Source organism: Shewanella sp. SM21 (genome assembly GCF_025654335.1).
Classification (GTDB): domain Bacteria; phylum Pseudomonadota; class Gammaproteobacteria; order Enterobacterales; family Shewanellaceae; genus Shewanella; species Shewanella oncorhynchi.
On the sequence record NZ_JAKKRL010000002.1, the window covers coordinates 193,000 to 209,854 of the forward strand.

Sequence of the window (16,855 nt, forward strand, 5' to 3'; positions counted from 1 at the left end):
TTAAACTGACTGTGGCAAAAAAGCGATCTTAGGATCGCTTTTTTTATGGCTTTAACCTTAACTCGGCGCCAGTGCGCTTGCGTATTAGGGCCTGACCTCCTATGATCCTCCGGTTTTATCATTCATGGTGACCTTTTAAATGTTGAATTCTCCGCTTTCTGCCAGCTCGAACGAATTAGTGATCAGTATCTTAACTATGGTGCTGAGCCAAGGAAAACCCTTAGATCGGGCCTATTCTCAGCATTTTTCTGGGTTGCAATTAGTACCCGCAGAGCAGGCGCGTATCGCATTAACGACGGGTGATATCCTACGTCGTTTAAATTTATATTGTTATCTGGCGGAAATCAGCCCAGATGAGATGGAGCGTTTTGGCTCTAAATTGCTTAATGCTTGGCATTTATTCCATGGGCTTGAATTGCCTAAAATGCAATATTCGCTGCAAGTTGATGAGGTGCGTTTAGCTGAGCGCACCGAGCAAGCGAAAACTAAGCCGGTGTTGTGGGACGGTTGCCCTGAGTGGCTCGATGTTATGGGCCGTGAGCAACTAGGTGAGTCTTGGGAAAAAGAGCGCGCCGCGTTAAGTACAGCGCCGAAACGTTTTTTACGCGCTAACGGCCTTAAGGTGACTCGTGATGAACTGGCCGCTAAGCTTGCCGCCGAGTTTGTGAGCACGCTCTGTGTTGATGGGGTCGATTCCGCCCTTGAAGTGACCTCCGATTCTGCCTTGTTCCGTACCCAAAGCTTTAAAGATGGCTTATTCGAGCAGCAAGATGCGGGCTCTCAGCGCGTGGCGGCGGCGCTTGATGCTAAACCTGGCATGAAAGTGATCGATGCTTGCGCGGGTGCGGGCGGTAAAACCTTACACATAGCTGCGCAAATGCAGGGTAAAGGACGCTTGTTGGCCATGGATGTGGAGCAATGGAAACTCGACAAACTTAAGGAACGCGCCCGTCGTAATGGGGCACACAATGTCGAAACCCGTGTTATCGGCAGCAGTAAAACCATTAAACGCTTAAAGCTCAGTGCCGATAGAGTATTGCTTGATGTGCCTTGCTCTGGTTTGGGTGTATTAAAGCGTAATCCCGATGCAAAATGGCGTGATACCGTAGAGCGTTTACCCGTGTTAATGGAACTGCAAAAACACATTTTGAGCAGTTACAGCCGCATGGTCAAAGTCGGTGGCATAGTCGTCTATGCGACTTGCTCTATCTTCCCTTGCGAGAACCGCGGTCAAGTGGATGCGTTTTTAGCCGAGAACCCCAACTTTCGCCTGATTGAGGATGAAAGTATCAGCCCAGCCGATAGCGGCTTTGATGGCTTTTACCTTGCCAAACTTGAACGTATTCAAGAATAAAGCATTGCTTTTTAGACTAAAGTAAACCTTTTACCGCGCAGGTAAAGGGTTTACTTAATTAACATTAGTGCCTAGAATTTCTTATAAGTTATAAATATTTAACATTGTTAATCAGTATTTATATTGCAACTTTGCTCTTAAGGAAATTATGGCGTACGGCGTTAACCTTCCAGATCTGCTCGATCATGCAGACGTTAAACTCGCCCACAATGTCAGCATAGCTTGTTATAGCAGTATTCTTTCTATGCTGCTCAATGGCGCACCGCTACATGAAATCTTGCACGCCTTAGTCTTAAAAATCGAAGCTCAAAAAGTAGGAACCAGAGGGTCTGTGTTACTGCTCAGTGCTGACGGTAAACGTCTGTTATTAGGTGCCGCCCCCAATTTACCCGACAGTTACAATCAAGCCATTAATGGTGTCGAAATTGGCCCCAATGTGGGTTCTTGTGGCACGGCTGCCTATTATGCGCAGCGTGTCATCGTTGAAGATATCGCCCAACATCCTTACTGGGTTAATTATAAAGAACTGCCATTACGTGCAGGTCTTAAATCTTGCTGGTCAGAACCTATCAAAAATACTCACGGTAAAGTGCTAGGCACATTTGCCATGTACTATGATACGATAAAGTCCCCAACAGAGCAGGATTTAGGACTCATTTCAGAGGCGGCAAGACTGGCGAGTTTAGCCATTGAACGCAGTCGTGCAATGGAATTTCAGCATTTAGCTGTGAAAATTTTTGACCGGTTACCCCTTGCTCTGGTTATTTCCAATTCTGACGATGCAGTTCTCTATGCTAATCCTGCTTTCAGACATATAGTTATCCCTCAAGATACTGATATCGCTAACTTTCATCCTAAGATTTTTTTAGCATCATCCCAATCTAATGAATTAGTGGGGTTATTTGAGCATTTAGCTCAGGACAGAATGTGGCAGGGTGAGTTGGTGGGTCTTAGGGGAAATGGTGAGGAGTTTTATCTTGACCTTATCGTCACGACCTTCCGAGAGTCCAATGGTCAGCAACCCTGTTTTGCATGGCTATTTTCAGACATTAGTGAACGTAAGAAAGCGGCGCAGCTGATTAAGTATCAGGCCAATAATGACTCTCTTACGGGACTTGCTAACCGCAATGCGTTATTCAAGCAGATCCAGGCGTTAATTACCTCCGATAGTTTGACACCCGGCTTTAGTTTTATGTTGATGGATTTAGATAACTTTAAGCAAGTCAACGACACCCATGGCCATGACAAAGGTGATGCACTGTTAGTGCAAGTGGTTAAACAGATCAGCGAGTGTGTCGATGACACTATGGTGTTTGCACGCTTAGGAGGGGATGAGTTTGCCTTGCTATTACCTGGGGTTGTTAACCAGAAAGAATTGGCACAAATTGCAGATACAATTAACAAAAATGTGGCAAAACATTATGTGCTAGCCGATGGAAAAGGTGTTTATAGCTCGGTAAGTATAGGGATTGCACGTTTTCCTGAAGATGCCCTCGATCTTGAACAGTTGTTAAATTGTGCCGATCAGGCCATGTATATTTCTAAGGCAAATGGTCGTAATCGATATCATTTTTTTACTGAACAAATGCAGCTAAATGCCGAGCGTGTTGCTAGCCTTCATAATCAGCTTAAGCAGGCATTAGATCAGCATACCTTCGAGCTTTATTACCAACCTATAGTCAATGCGACCACTGGCCTGATTGTCCGTGCTGAAGTGCTGCTGCGCTGGCAGCATGAGGGAACGTTTATTCCACCCGATGAATTTATTCCCATCGCTGAAAACAGTGGTTTAATCGTTGATATTGGTCGAGATGTTCGCCTTGGTGCTATGCAGACTATTTTAGAGATGCAGGAGCGAAATTGGCCCATTAATTTATCCGTGAATGTCTCGACCTTTGAGTTTTGGTCCCATGAACTACAAGATGCCTTTGTGGAGTCCTTTGCTGCGATTACTGAGCAACTTGAGGTGACAGATTTCCCCTATGACAGATTAACCCTTGAGATCACTGAATCTTTATTGATGAAGCAACATACGTATCTTATTGATGTACTTAATAGTTTGCGAGTTAAAGGGATTAAAATTTCCTTAGATGATTTTGGGACGGGTTACTCATCTCTATCTTATTTAGCTAATTTCCCTATCGATCAAATTAAAATCGATAAGAGCTTTATCGACAGATTAGATGAAGGCAAACGTCACGAAGCGTTGGTGGAGGCCATAGTGCGTTTAAGCCATGCGTTAGATTTAACTGTGACGGCAGAAGGGGTAGAAACTGAGTCCCAGCTTAAATTTGTAATGGCGAATCATATTCAAGAAATTCAAGGCTATTTATTTTATAAGCCTATGCCCAAAGCTGCATTCTTTGCCCTGTTGGCAAAGCAAGCTGAGCTGCATAAGGGTTTTGACGTTTGACCTTGATGTTTGACCTTGATGTTTGACCTAGATGTGAGGGCGGCTTAATCAGTGACAGTCTGATTTTAATATTGGGTTTAGATGTAAGGTAATAATTCAAGTTTTAGATATAACACATTGAAACATAGTAAAGAATCCGCCTTCTTAGAAGGCGGCTTTGACTTGCCCCTGGAAGGGGCTATTCCAAGAACCTACATCATCTGCAACGACAATTGAGCCTCATCTTCCTGATCTTGTTTATCTTGATGGCGCACATATCGTCTAATGATTTCTTCATTAACACCTACTGTATCTACAAAATAACCTCTGGCCCAAAAGCTATTGCCCCATAGCTTTTTACGTACATGAGGGAATTTATTGAATAGCCTTATCGCACTTCTTCCTTTCAATACTCCCATCAGCGTTGATACTGACAGCTTCAGCGGGATTATGACTACCAAGTGAACGTGGTCTATCTGAACGTTTAATTCTAAAACCTCACAACCCTTCATATTGCAAAGGATATAAATTGACCTGTATAACTCCTTACCAAGGTTTCCTTTTAATATTTTAAAACGGTACTTCGGAGTCCAAACAATATGATATTTGCAACGCCAATAAACATGTGATGAACTTCTATAATCGCCCATGCTTTTCGTTTCCTCTTACTTGTGGTGAATAAGAAGTCTCTTTTAGCATGGGCGTAATTCAGGCTATAGCCTCAAGGAACAATCACCACCGCCAGAGGCGGTGGTTTTGGGATGACAATAAATAAAAAGAGCGCCGAGGCGCTCTTTTTATTACTGAAAACAGGTGTTGCACTGAGTCTCTGCGTTCACATTGAGTCAGGTGGCGAGCGCTAAGATTTAGCGGTTATCTGGCTGTTAATCACTAGACTCAAGTATTCAGTAAAGTCATGACCGTGATTTTGCAGCATTTTGGGGAACATAGAAATCGGCGTAGAACCTGGGAAGGTATTGATTTCATTTAGTAAAATTTCATTGTCCGCGGTTAAGAAAAAGTCGATGCGCGACAGGTGACGCAATTTCATACCTTTAAATGCCTTGATTGCATAGGCGCGGATTTGTTCACTGATCTCAGCTGACACATTCTGTGCCACCACATCGGTGCGTGCTTTACTATTTTTGGCGTATTTCTCATCGAAGGTGTAGAAGGTGTTGGTATCACAGATGATTTCACCTGGTACTGTCGCCACCACTTCACCGTTGTACTCGTATACTGCGACTTCTAGCTCACGGGCTTTAATGGTTTTTTCAACGATAACATAGGGCGCATAGCCGAAAGCATCTTTAAGCACGCCAGCGACTTTATCGCTGTCATCGACTTTATAACAACCAACTGAGGAACCCTGTGAGGCCGCTTTGACGAAGATGGATCCCCATAGTGTTAATGCGGCTTGGGTTTGCTCTATTGCTGCATCATCGAATTGGTTTAGGAAAATATACGGGGTATTCGGAATACCTAAGGCCGAGAACCACATTTTAGCGGTGATCTTATTAAAGCAGTTACTGCTCGCTTCGGATTCACAGCCGAAATAGGGCAGTTGGATCAGGTTAAAATAGGATTGAATGTCACCTGTTTCGCCGGGATAGCCATGAATGCAGGGAATGACGTAATCGACCGGCCATGGGGCTTTGCTCTCATCGCGGAAGCGAATTTCGCGGCTATTGGTCAGTTCACAATCATCACCCGCAGCGGTGCGGTATTGACCAAATTTATCCAGTTCGACACGCAATACACAAAACTGCTCGGATTTTGCCAGTGAGGTTTCAAAATAATTGGCCGACATGAGTGAAATATCGTGTTCGGCACTTCCGCCGCCGCACAGCAAAAGCAGGTTGATCTTAGACATTGTGAGTGATTCCTCAAAGTGAGCAAAATCGGATGACATCGGCCTGTGGCAATACGAATATCATCCTATAGTACAGCCGCTGTCATCTTAGTTTTCTTGCCCCTATGAGTGCAAGGTTTTGCTGACTGATGGCTATTAAGTGGTGAATTTTAACGCATTACATCGCATTGCAAATATGGGCTTGTGCCTTTGTCGGGTTTATTTTGATTTTTGTGGCGTGAGATGGCAATGTCGTTGGACTATTGCTTCGTCACCGTCATCTAAACTGTGCAACCCAGTACGAGTGACATTGACTTTAGGCAGATTACAGCATGGTATCTCATGGTGAATAAAAACATTCGGTTAGCCCGCTTACAGGATACAGATAGTGTGCAGGTATTACTTGAGCAACTCGGTTATTCTTTGCCCCATGCCGCTTTAGCCCAGACGTTAAGCCAATATCAGCATGACTCTTTGCGCCGCAGTGATGAATTACTAGTGTATGAGCAACATAATGCGTAGGGTGACCTACAAGTTGTCGCTGTGATGGCCTTAATGTTCTTTGATTATTTCCCCGCCTTGAGTCGTATCTGTCGTATAACCGCAATTGTGGTGGATGCCGACATGCGGGGTCAGGGCGTTGGCTCTCAGTTGATCGCCTTTGCGAAAGAAAGGGGAAAGCAAGAGAATTGCCAGTTACTCGAACTCACTACATCGATGCAGCGCATTGCCACACAGCAATACTATGAAAGTATAGGGTTTACCAAAACATCTTTTCGCTACAGCTTAGTGTTGAGCGAACCAAACGGCTAATTCTTGGCTCGAGCGAGCATAATCAGATCCGTTGTCCTTGTGCCTTCGGGTACCGGAAAAACGTTGCGGGTGACATTGATAATTTCAAATTGATTGATTTTAGCAATTGATATTGCTTGGCCCACCACCGATATTCAGTCATCCGAATTTGTACATTAATACAAAAGATCAGAGTAAATAGTTCAGATCAAAACAGATGTTTAGCCCTAAGTTATAGGCATGGTTTTTATGTAAATTCACCATTAACTCGACATCCATCAGTTGCGCTAAGGTCACTGGTCTCGCTTCCCAGCGCGGTGCGTGGCCAGCATCATTACAGTGTGCTAGGTATAAACGTCGCGTACTTTGATGTATGCCAAAATACGTCATATTACAACGCTGGCTAATCGTTAAATAGGGCTCAAAGTCGAGTGCATATACCTGCATGTCTTTAAATTCTGACCACTGGATATAGCGGGTTTTTTCATAATAACGCTTAGGTAAAGCGGCATCTGGTGCTATGGCGTCAAACAAGGCAATAACGGCTTGTAGATCCTTAAGTGTAATAATGTCCTTTTTAATCAATGTTTAAATCCTTAGTTTCATGGTTAGAGTAAATCTAAAAGTCATATCTTAAAATGTAGTTCCTAAAGTGTTTCCCATTGACCACAAAGCTTCATTCACCCCCAAAGGCGGTCGGCAAGACCCGATGCGCGTTGGGTTGCTTGGCTACTGGCCCGCTCGAATACGTGCTGGGTGCCTAAGCAGGTAAAGTGGACTTTAGCGCGGGTGATGGCTGTGTAGACCAATTCTTTGGTCAGCAGTTGCCATTGGGCTAGGCTGGGGCTCGGCGGCAATACTAAGGCCACACGGCTAAATTCGCTGCCTTGGCTTTTGTGTACTGTCATGGCATAACAGGTTTCATGGCTGGGCAAACGGGCTGGCAAGACTTTTAACAGGCTGCCATCGGCCTTGATAAAGTGCGCCATTAAACGTTCGGGTTTATCTTCATCCTGCAAAATCAATCCGATATCACCGTTAAACAGGCCTAAGTTATAGTCATTGCTTTGGATGATAATCGGCCGACCCAGATAAAACTCCTGTAGTGGTTTAATCAGCTTGGCATTGGCCAGTGCTTGAGTCACATACTGATTGATGCCTTCAACCCCATAATCGCCCGAGCGCATAGCACATAGAATACGGTACTGGTTAAAGCGTTCAATGATGTCAGCTGTGCTTGGACGTGTGCCTACATCACTATTACTTGCATCATTGTTACTTGCATGGCTATTCAAGGCACCGAGATAAGCGCCATATTGCTGGCAGGCTTGCTCCAGCAGTAAATTGAGTCCCACATTATTAGCAGGCTCGCTTACTTTGGCTTGGGTTTGGCTTACGATCATACTGTGTTCTAACCAGCTCAATTCTGCAGGTCCCTGTTGCCATACCTGCAAAATACCTTGAAGATCAGCACGATTGACGGCACTGGCGAGCAGTCCAATCCCTGCATCGCCTTTAAATCTGTGGCTGTGCATTAGCATACATAAGCTATCGCCAAGTTTAGGGGCATTGCTGATATAGGGTGTTAACTCAAAACCCGTTAAAGCACTCAGACGCTCGGCTTGTTCCTTGGAATAGCGCATTTGCCACAGAGCAGGGCTGCTTGACGCTATGTTGTTCTGAGCAAGGTTATTGGGATCTATTGGTATTTTAAGGCCCGCACAAATATCGGCGAGCACAGCGCCAGCCTCAACCGAGGCGAGTTGGTCTTGATCGCCGAGTAAAATCAAACTGGCGTGCTCAGGCAGTGCGCTGAGCAGTTTATACATCATGGGCAAATCGACCATAGAGGCTTCGTCGACAATCAATAGGTCGAGCCTAAGCGGATTACCTTGGTGGTGGCGAAAGTGCGGCGAATTGGGGATCACCCCAAGAAGTCTGTGTAAGGTTGATGCCTCCTCTGGAATGCGGCCCAGAGCCGTTAAAAAGTCTTGGCTATTTCTATTGCGAGCTTCATCAATAACATTAGCATGGGCGCTGAGTTCCTTCGCCAGACGCGCTTTTGAGGCTTTGATTGATTCGCTTAAGCGAGCCGCCGCTTTTCCCGTTGGCGCGACTAAACGGATTTCCTGCTGTGATTCCATTTGTAGCAATAACAAAAGTTTAGTTACAGTGGTGGTTTTACCCGTACCTGGGCCGCCAGTGATCACCGACAGTTTTTTACCTAGCGCAGTGGCCGTGGCGACCTTTTGCCAATCAATGGGTGCTGTGTCTTCACTGTTAGTTAGTACATTGGTAGTGAGTGCATGGGGCGCGAGCACATTGGCAGGGAACAGTTGATCTAGCAGTGACCTCAACTTAGCGATTTGCGGTTGCTCTTGGTGGTTTGCTTCTTCAGATAATTGCCTAGATATGCTTCCGGACAAGCGGATTAATGAGGTGGCGACTGAGGTTTCAAATTGATGATAACGTTGTAAATAGAGTCTGCCATTATCAAAAACAAGCGGTTTGTTACTGCCCGCTTGGCCAACGGCATCAAAGGTTTGCAAAGTCTCTGTGAGCGCTTCGAGGCTTAAGGTGATTTTACAATGGCTATTTTGCTCGGCCATGGGATTTAGTGGCACGATATGGGCGAGCACTAGGCAGCTGTGCTGTGAAGATAATTGCTGGCTTAATAGCGCACACAGTAAAATAAACAAGGGCTGTTGGCTGTCGCTTGGATGTAAGAGACTCATTTCGAGTGCGAAATGCCGATCGAGCGGTGTGAGCAGTCGTTCTTGCTCCCACTGTTTTAACAGCTCTGGCAGCGGCGCTGCAAGCTGAATTGCGCCATGATCTATCCATTTCGCCGCTGTGAGTGAATGTGCATTTAGCCCTTGGGTTGAGCGCATCATGCCGTGACTCCTGTATCGATTGCACCAGCCAATCTGCTGTGAAATAAATTGTCATTAAAAAGTGAATCTAGCGCGAGAATAAGTGCCTTCGGCGGCTTGTCGTAATAAATACCATAGCCGGGATATTGAGCCGACATTCCCCGTAAGAACAAGTAATAACAACCGCCGACGTGGCTGTCGTAGTCATAACTTGGCAGGCGTAAACTCAAATACCTGTGTAGCGCCAATGAATAGAGAATGTACTGCAAATCGTACCTGTGATCGGTTATTGCGCTTTGCAGCGCGCTCTGATGATAGGCATTGATGTTGTCGCCTAAATGATTCGACTTATAGTCGGCGATATAATATTGACCTTGGTATTCAAAGGTTAAATCGATAAAGCCTTTGAGCATGCCCTTGAGATCATCAAACTTAAGTGTCGACTCATAGCCAAATTGCTGCAGTAGCGCATTGAGCTCAGTATCTTTAAGTTCGCTTAAGGGTAAATAAAACTCCATTTCGACTAAGGTATTCTGCGGCGATAACTTGGCTAAGCACAGATCTGGATGAGCAGGTTTGACGGCGCTTACATGCCCCGTGACCTGCGACTCTAAGGCGTGCGGTATCGCGCAGAGCGGTGCATGCAGCACATCCAAATACCAAGTATGTAATACTGTTTGCCATTCGGGCGCGATACCGTATTGCAGCATGGCTTTAGGCAATTGCAGCGGTAAGTCGATTTCTGCCTGCGTAAAATCAATCTCTTCTAACACTAAATGCATAAAGCTACCGGCATTGGCGCCGCGCTCAAAGTTAAAGCGATTGAGCATGCCATCCTGCAGTTCATGGCTTGCCTCATTAGGAATAGAGAGTGTTTGCGCAGCCGTATATTCAAGCGTACCTAATATTTCATCATCGGCGCCCGGCGCGGCTTTACCATGGCTGGTATTTTTAACGAGACCTGAATAACTGCCGACTCGCCACGGCGTGCGGTATTGGCGGGTTAAGGTTTTCGCGCTCAGTATTTGCGCTATGTCTTGGCTTGAGGGCAATGGGCGCTCGTCTATGTCATCGGGCACCTTATCAATACTTATGGCTTCCACATCTTGGGCGAGCTGCTGCGCAGCATTGCAGATACGGGCAAAGTCACATTCTGAGTCGCCTATGCCCAATAGATAGCCGATAGCGGTTTCATGCAGCTGACTTTTAAGACCATTTTTAAGCTGACGACTGTGGTTGGCGATATACAAGTAACACAAATACACAGGGCGAGTGAGCGCCACATACAAAAGGCGCAAGTCTTCGGCCAAGGTTTCTTGTTTTGCGCGCTCCCAACCCTCATCCGTGCCTTCGATATCCCATACTAGCTCTTGCTCACCTGCATCGTTAGTTCTGTGGTACAGCATAGGCGTCGGGCGGCGGCGATTGTCACGGGCTAGGCTGACAAAGGGCACAAAACACACGGGATACTCAAGGCCCTTACTCTTATGGATAGTCACAATTTGCACCAGATTCTGCTCGCTTTCAAGACGCAGCTGCTGTTCATCTGTGCCTGTGTTATCAATCAGTTGCTGTTCATACCAATTGAGCAGGGCACTCATACCATCAAGTTCGGTGGCTTTTTGTTGTAATAGCTCGGCAAGGTGGCGAAAATCCGTCAGGCGGCGCTCACCGTTTGTGGCATCTTGCTCTTGAGCATCTACCTCTGCACTGGCGGTGTGCAGTAAACGGTCAATTAGTTTAGTGCTATTGGCAAGGCTGAGTAGCGCGGGCATGATGCCGCGTTTTTGCCACACTTGGTGCAAGTTAAAAAATTGCTCTAATAACAGCTGTCTGTGTTCTTCATCTTGGTTAAAGGCATGGATTTGCTCGGCGCTATAACCTAATAATGCCGTGGCTAGGGCGCTGCGCAGTGCCCGTTCATCTTTTGGGTTCGCTAGAGATCGCAAAATTAACGCCATTTCCCGCGCTTCAAGGGTATCGAACACACTGTCGCGACTTAAAAACACTGCGCCTATGTGGCGTTTACTTAATGCGGTTTTCATCACTGCCGCTTCGTTGCGATCCCGCACTAGGATAGCGATGTCTTTAGCGATCAACGGCCCTTTAGGGCTGTGGCATTCGCCATTGGCCGCATCTGTCAGTAAATGGGTAATTTGTGCCGCCGCGTCTTCTGCGAGCAAGTGTCTTGCCGTGGTTTTGTTGAGGCCGTTTTCTGCGCTTTCGCTTAAGAGTCTTAATCTTAAGGCGGCAGGATTGGCGGTTTTTTCAGTGAGGATTTTCCCTTTAGCACTGCTGGGCGTTTTCACGCTATCAAAGGGGATCGATTGACTGATAAACGGATCGTGATGCTGGCTAAACAGATGATTAACCCCAGCGACCATGTTTGCGCTTGAGCGGTAGTTGGTATCCAGATGATAGTGGGCCTGCGTATGATGACGGGCCTCAATATAGGTATGGATATCGGCACCGCGAAAGGCATAAATGGCTTGCTTAGGATCGCCAATCATCAACAGGCTAAGCTTATTTTCTGTATCGTTTTTGCTTTGTTCAAACGAGTAACGGTCTTGGTAGATGCCAGAGAAGATCGCAAATTGCAGCGGATCGGTATCTTGGAATTCATCAATAAGTGCGACGGGGAAACGTGTTGCCACGGCTTTGGGCAAGGTTTCATTATTGGCGTTTAACGCGCTCGCTAATGTCGTGAGTAAGTCATCTGGGGTCAGCACATTTTTTTGTTGTTTTTGCTGGGCAAATCGCTCGCTTATGCCGAGTTTCGCGCTATATAAAAATGCTGGTTTAATGGCGGCAATCAATGTGGCGAGTTGCTCCATATGATCCATCAGCGGTGCTTCGCTCACACTTGGGATGACGCCGCCCTTGTTGAGTTTTAACTCAGACAGCGATAAGGCTTCTAACTCTTTCAGCGGCGGCAACCCATGACCGAAGGCGAGCCAGTTATCTAATGCATCGAACATGGCGGCGAGCTTGGGGTACTTATCCGTTGCTTTGCCAAAGCGGGTGCCGTTGAGTGGCAAACTGTGTAGCAATGCCAATAAGCCATCGCGTCCCCTTGGCCAAGCTAATTTAAAGCGCTCTAAACTTTGGCGTAGTGACAGGGCTAAGGCATCAAACTTAAGCGCGGGTTTCAGAGGCTTTGCTTGACTGGCGCCAAGGAGCGGTCGCAACTGTTTGACTAAACCATCGGGCTCGCCAAATTCCTTGGCAATGATTTGCGCTAAGTAATCGGGCAGCGGATAACAGGCCTCACGCCAAAAATCCCGCACGGCATGGTGCAAAAATTCGCTGTCGTCCAAGGTAAAGTCCGATTCGAACAGTAAGGAAGACTCAAAGGCGAGATCCGATAAAATTCGCTGACAGAAACCGTGAATGGTAAAAATCGCCGCTTCATCGAGGGATTTAAGGGCGAGATCGAACCGTCTCAAGGCAATGGCGCGTTCACTCTCTGGGGTGTTGTCATACAACGCCTGTACAAAGGGATCGGCAATCGTTAGCCCTAAGAAGCACTTAAAGGCGACTTGAATACGCCGGCGAATACGATCTCTTAACTCTTCGGTGGCCGCATTGGTGAAGGTGACTACGAGAATTTGTTCGCAGGTGAGCGGCGCAGGAATGCCATCACCAAGCAATAAGCGTAAGTAAAGACCTGAAATCGTGTAGGTTTTACCTGTGCCAGCGCTGGCCTCAATAAGACGACTACCGCCAAAGGGCAGAGTGAGAGGATCAAGCGCTTGTGGTGCAGACTGTAAGGCTTGCGTGTTCAACGGCATTTGTTCACTCATGCTTGCTCTCCCTGTGCGCTATTGCGGTTCAAATGTGGTGCGAGAGCTTGTGTGTCAGTCGCGTGTTCATTAGCAGGGCCTTGGCTCATGCCATCGTTTAGCGCAAATTCCTCAAGCTGAGCCAGCGTGTCTTTGAGATATAAACTCACCATAGGGCGATAGATACGCTCGGCTAATGCGCCAAAGCTATCCTCAGAGAAATCTCGCGGGAAACTGAATAATCGCTGGTAATGGGGTTCGTTCCCTTCGCCTAATTGACTCTGCTCATCCAGCCATTCAGGTAACGCTTGCTGCAAACGCTCATCGTGCTCACCCTCGCAGCTGACGTAGGCCAGTGAGGTGCGCGGCATAAAACACAGTGGGTATTGCTGACCTTGATAAAACAGCACCAGCAAATCGGCCAGTAACACATGGGCGCGCTCAGCAGTGATTGGCGCTAAGGCGTGGAAATGCCCCATGTCGAGTAGATAGCTTGCATGTGTGTGGCCCATTGCCATTAAACACAGGTGGCGAAGGTACAACCTCAGCACATCGCGACCGTGTGCGCTACCAGGGCGGTAATTGACTAACCCCTTAGGGCTGATGTCATCGATACGACCTTGCAGTAACACTTGCTGGGATTTACCTGCCGTGATGGGCAAGTCAAACACGAGTTTAATATCCGCATGGCTGCTGGCTTGTTCTCCCTTGAGGAACAAGGTTCTGCCAATCAAAGGTTTAATATCATGCTGATATTGGCGCAGTAGCAAATCATCGAAGGGCTGCATGGGCAAAGTGCCACTGGCTTTGAGGCGTTTAATCAGCTCGATATCGGGCTCAGTCAGACCTTGGCCTATGGCATCGTCGAGTAACTGGGCCTGCAACATATAGCGCTCTAGGGCATTTAGACTAAAGGGCTCGTCATTATCATCAGCCTGAATATTAAGGCTGAGATCGACTTTTAACGTACGGTTGAAGAAGTACTGCGCCGGATTTCGAAAGAAACGGATCAGGGCTGACACATCCACTTGCTTGCTTTGCTTACTTTGCTGCTGTTCGTGCTCAGAATCTGGCTCTGGCACTGAGTCTTGTTCATCCGCGTCGAGCATAATGCGAGTTTGCGCGCCGATAAAGCAGCCCGCATGTGTGCCCGCAGCATCCGTATTGGGCGGACACCATTGCAGGCTGTAACTTTGGCCTATGCCTGAGTTATGTTGGCTTATGTTTGAGCCATCTTTGTCATCATTTTTTACTGTGGCTTGATACAACTTGGGATCAAAGGGTTGCAGCGGCTGGTGGCTGACAATTGCGTTATAGAGGGCTTTTTCGGCATCCTCTGGGTCTATGGGGCTTGAAGCGTTTTGCGATTGAATCAATAGGGCTTCAGGCAAATAGCACAGCTGACAATATTCGATCAGCTCAGAGACGAGCATAGAGGCGATACGTTCAGAGTTATCCCGTTCGCTGCGGCCAATATAGCTGATATACAGTTGTTCCCGCGCCGACAATAAGGCTTCTAAAAACAAATATCTGTCATCGAGGCGTCGGGAGCGATCGCCTTTACGGGCACCAAAGTGTGCCATTAAATCAAAGCCAACGGGATGTTGAACCCTAGGATAAACCCCATCATTCATACCGAGTAAACACACGACCTTAAAAGGAATCGAGCGCATCGGCATTAAGGTACAAAAGTTCACGCTTCCCGCAAGATAACGCTGGCCGACCCGAGATTCGGTTAAGCGTTGATTAAACCACTGTTGCAGCACTTCAATACTGGGGCTCAGTCCGCTTATACGCTCTTGGGTTAGCGCCTCTAGCGGATTTGTCTCTAACGTTTTTGTATCTAAGGGCCTGCCCGCTGATAGTAACTCTTGCTCTAGGGCGGCGATGGCATCGCGGATTTCCTGCAATTGTTCGCGCTCGTCTTCATCGGTGTCGTAGAAGGCATCTAGTAGCTCAGTTAATTCCGCTAAACGCAGGGCGCCCACTTGCGGCAGGGCGAGTATTTGCGCCGTTTCATCGAGCACTTCAATAAAATTGAGTAGCTTACCTAACGCCTGCGCCGATTGGCCTTCGATGCCAGTGACGACAAGATGGTCTTGGTAGAGCGGCGCATCGTCACTCAAGGCGTAACCTAAAATCAGCCTTTTAATACCAAAGGCCCAGGAGTTTTGCTCAAACGCCGGCACACCTTGCTTAAGGCGGCTTTGTTCATCGCGGCCCCAGCGCACGCCCGCTTCATCTAACCAGCGGCGGATCAGTTGCAATTCATCGTCATCGAGCTGGAAACGGCGCAAAATGGCGGGCACTTCGAGTATGCTCAAAATGTCGGTCAGACCAAAACGACTCTGATTAATCCCGAGTAAATTTAAAAAGCTATTGATGAGCGGTGATTCCTGCGCTGCGCCGCGGTCGGCAATGGCGTAGGGAACGTAATGCAGGCCTTGCTTCGCCGGGAAGACAGCATCGATGTAGGGCGCGTAGGCGGCGACATCGGGCATCATCACCACTATGTCTTTAGGCGTCAGGTCGATATCATTGCTGAGTAACTCAAGCAAGTGATCGTGCAGGGTTTCGATTTCCCGCAGTGGGCTGTGACAACTCTTGACTCGAATGGATTCATCGTCGCGCTTAAGCAGGCGTCTGTTCTCGACATTCTGATACAGCTCGGCATCAGGCCCTAGCACTCTGTCTAAGGTTTGCATCTCTAAAATATCGTATTGCACCCCGTGGAGCATGCTGGCGTGACTGTGCGGCGAGTTGGGATCGTCGCAGGGTTCACAATACACATCGTCGCCAAAGTCGCAGTGTTCGGCGGGAAGTTCAAGCAGCATATCGAGTAATTCACGGCCCATCTTGCCGTTATTGGCAAGCAGCGGATTGCCCACTTCGAGTTTATCTTCCCACAGTTCGGCTAATTGGCGTTTACCCGCATATTGCACCGCCATGCGGGCACGATTACGGGGATCCACAATATCCCCCCAATAGTGCTGACACGGGCTTAAGCCAAGCACGATCACATCGATACGGCCTGCCAGATGGTAAAGCACTTCAAGGGTTTGCGGCGCCATCGAGGAAATGCCAAACACAAATAGGCGTTGTGGCAATTTGGCGAGTGACGTGTCGGGATGATTCAGCGCGGCAATTAAGTCACTGTGCAGGTTGGCCCTGTGGTAATGGCTTTGATTAAGCTCATCACGGTTAAAGGCAATGAGCGCGCGCCATAAAATGGGTTGCCAGCGTTGGTCTTCATTCAGCGGCTTGGTGAGTGAGTCGGGCTGCTCGTTTTGCTCCCACGCTAAAATCCAATCGGGGCGATACACTAAGTATTGGTCGAAGATATCGGCAATGCGGCCACAGAGTTGGTACAGCTTAATGTCGTCAGCCGTCATATCACGGGTGTTGTGCTGTTCATTCGTGTCGGCGGCATTTGTGCTGGATTGCTGATGACTTAGATAGTGTCGTAATGGCCCAAAGGCGTCATCTTGCAACATGCGCGGTAAGAGTTGCATCAGCTTCCAGGTCATCGCTGCCTTAGTGAAGGCGTTGTCCTTGGGCACATCGGGCAATAAGTCATGGCACAACTGCCAGGTAAAGCTCGATGGCAGCGGGAATTCCAATGCGGCAGCAATTCCATTTTGTTTGGCGATTTCGAGGCGTAGCCAAGTCGACATGCCGGGACTCTGCACCAGAATATGCTCGTTACTCAGTAGACGTGCAAAAGCAAGGGGTTGGGTCAGGTAAGCGGCTAAATGGGCGCAGAGCACTTCCATCTGATTGGACTGGATTAACTTTAGCATGTGCAACTCG

8 protein-coding genes and 1 pseudogene are annotated in these 16,855 nt (G+C 47.5%); 3 read left to right on the forward strand and 6 right to left on the reverse strand.

Annotated elements, in window-relative coordinates:
- Positions 1-139: 139 nt before the first annotated feature.
- Entirely contained in the window at positions 140-1,354 is a 1,215-nt protein-coding gene (locus tag L5L94_RS02950; protein ID WP_263161069.1) for an RsmB/NOP family class I SAM-dependent RNA methyltransferase, read from the forward strand.
- Positions 1,355-1,502: 148 nt separating this feature from the next.
- Entirely contained in the window at positions 1,503-3,767 is a 2,265-nt protein-coding gene (locus L5L94_RS02955) for an EAL domain-containing protein (protein WP_263141869.1), read from the forward strand.
- 191 nt (positions 3,768-3,958) lie between these two features.
- Here the strand turns inward: L5L94_RS02955 and tnpA are convergent, their stop codons facing one another.
- Both tnpA and L5L94_RS02965 read right to left on the reverse strand, forming a co-directional pair.
- Complete coding sequence (tnpA, locus tag L5L94_RS02960; RefSeq protein WP_263141871.1) at positions 3,959-4,396, reverse strand: IS200/IS605 family transposase; 438 nt, start codon at positions 4,394-4,396, stop codon at positions 3,959-3,961.
- A gap of 209 nt (positions 4,397-4,605) precedes the next feature.
- Complete coding sequence (locus L5L94_RS02965) at positions 4,606-5,619, reverse strand: D-alanine--D-alanine ligase (RefSeq protein ID WP_263141874.1); 1,014 nt, start codon at positions 5,617-5,619, stop codon at positions 4,606-4,608.
- 321 nt (positions 5,620-5,940) lie between these two features.
- On the opposite strand from L5L94_RS02965, the pseudogene L5L94_RS02970 reads away from it, so the two are divergent.
- Positions 5,941-6,411: pseudogene (locus L5L94_RS02970) on the forward strand (GNAT family N-acetyltransferase).
- Positions 6,412-6,579: 168 nt separating this feature from the next.
- Here the strand turns inward: L5L94_RS02970 and L5L94_RS02975 are convergent.
- The 4 genes from L5L94_RS02975 to recC form a co-directional block, all read right to left on the reverse strand.
- Positions 6,580-6,975, reverse strand: coding sequence for a hypothetical protein (locus L5L94_RS02975; RefSeq protein WP_217363085.1), 396 nt, complete (start codon positions 6,973-6,975; stop codon positions 6,580-6,582).
- Between the two features lie 95 nt (positions 6,976-7,070).
- The gene (recD, locus tag L5L94_RS02980; protein WP_263141878.1) at positions 7,071-9,284 is read right to left on the reverse strand and encodes an exodeoxyribonuclease V subunit alpha; all 2,214 of its coding nucleotides are present in this window, start codon (positions 9,282-9,284) and stop codon (positions 7,071-7,073) included.
- Positions 9,281-13,066 carry an exodeoxyribonuclease V subunit beta gene (recB, locus tag L5L94_RS02985; protein ID WP_263161071.1) on the reverse strand — a complete coding sequence of 1,262 codons (3,786 nt, stop codon included), beginning with the start codon at positions 13,064-13,066 and terminating at the stop codon, positions 9,281-9,283. Before recB ends, recD begins: the two co-directional genes overlap by 4 nt.
- Positions 13,063-16,845: an exodeoxyribonuclease V subunit gamma gene (gene recC, locus L5L94_RS02990; RefSeq protein WP_263161073.1), complete on the reverse strand. Its 3,783-nt coding sequence runs from the start codon at positions 16,843-16,845 to the stop codon at positions 13,063-13,065. Before recC ends, recB begins: the two co-directional genes overlap by 4 nt.
- Between the last annotated feature and the right edge of the window lie 10 nt (positions 16,846-16,855).

What these genes read in the sequence shown, in the direction of transcription:
- L5L94_RS02950 (WP_263161069.1), top strand. Translation starts at nt 140, where the DNA reads ATGTTGAATTCTCCGCTTTCTGCCAGCTCGAACGAATTAGTGATCAGT.
- L5L94_RS02965 (WP_263141874.1), bottom strand. Translation starts at nt 5,619, where the DNA reads ATGTCTAAGATCAACCTGCTTTTGCTGTGCGGCGGCGGAAGTGCCGAA.
- recC (WP_263161073.1), bottom strand. Translation starts at nt 16,845, where the DNA reads ATGCTAAAGTTAATCCAGTCCAATCAGATGGAAGTGCTCTGCGCCCAT.
- recB (WP_263161071.1), bottom strand. Translation starts at nt 13,066, where the DNA reads ATGAGTGAACAAATGCCGTTGAACACGCAAGCCTTACAGTCTGCACCA.
- tnpA (WP_263141871.1), bottom strand. Translation starts at nt 4,396, where the DNA reads ATGGGCGATTATAGAAGTTCATCACATGTTTATTGGCGTTGCAAATAT.
- recD (WP_263141878.1), bottom strand. Translation starts at nt 9,284, where the DNA reads ATGATGCGCTCAACCCAAGGGCTAAATGCACATTCACTCACAGCGGCG.
- L5L94_RS02955 (WP_263141869.1), top strand. Translation starts at nt 1,503, where the DNA reads ATGGCGTACGGCGTTAACCTTCCAGATCTGCTCGATCATGCAGACGTT.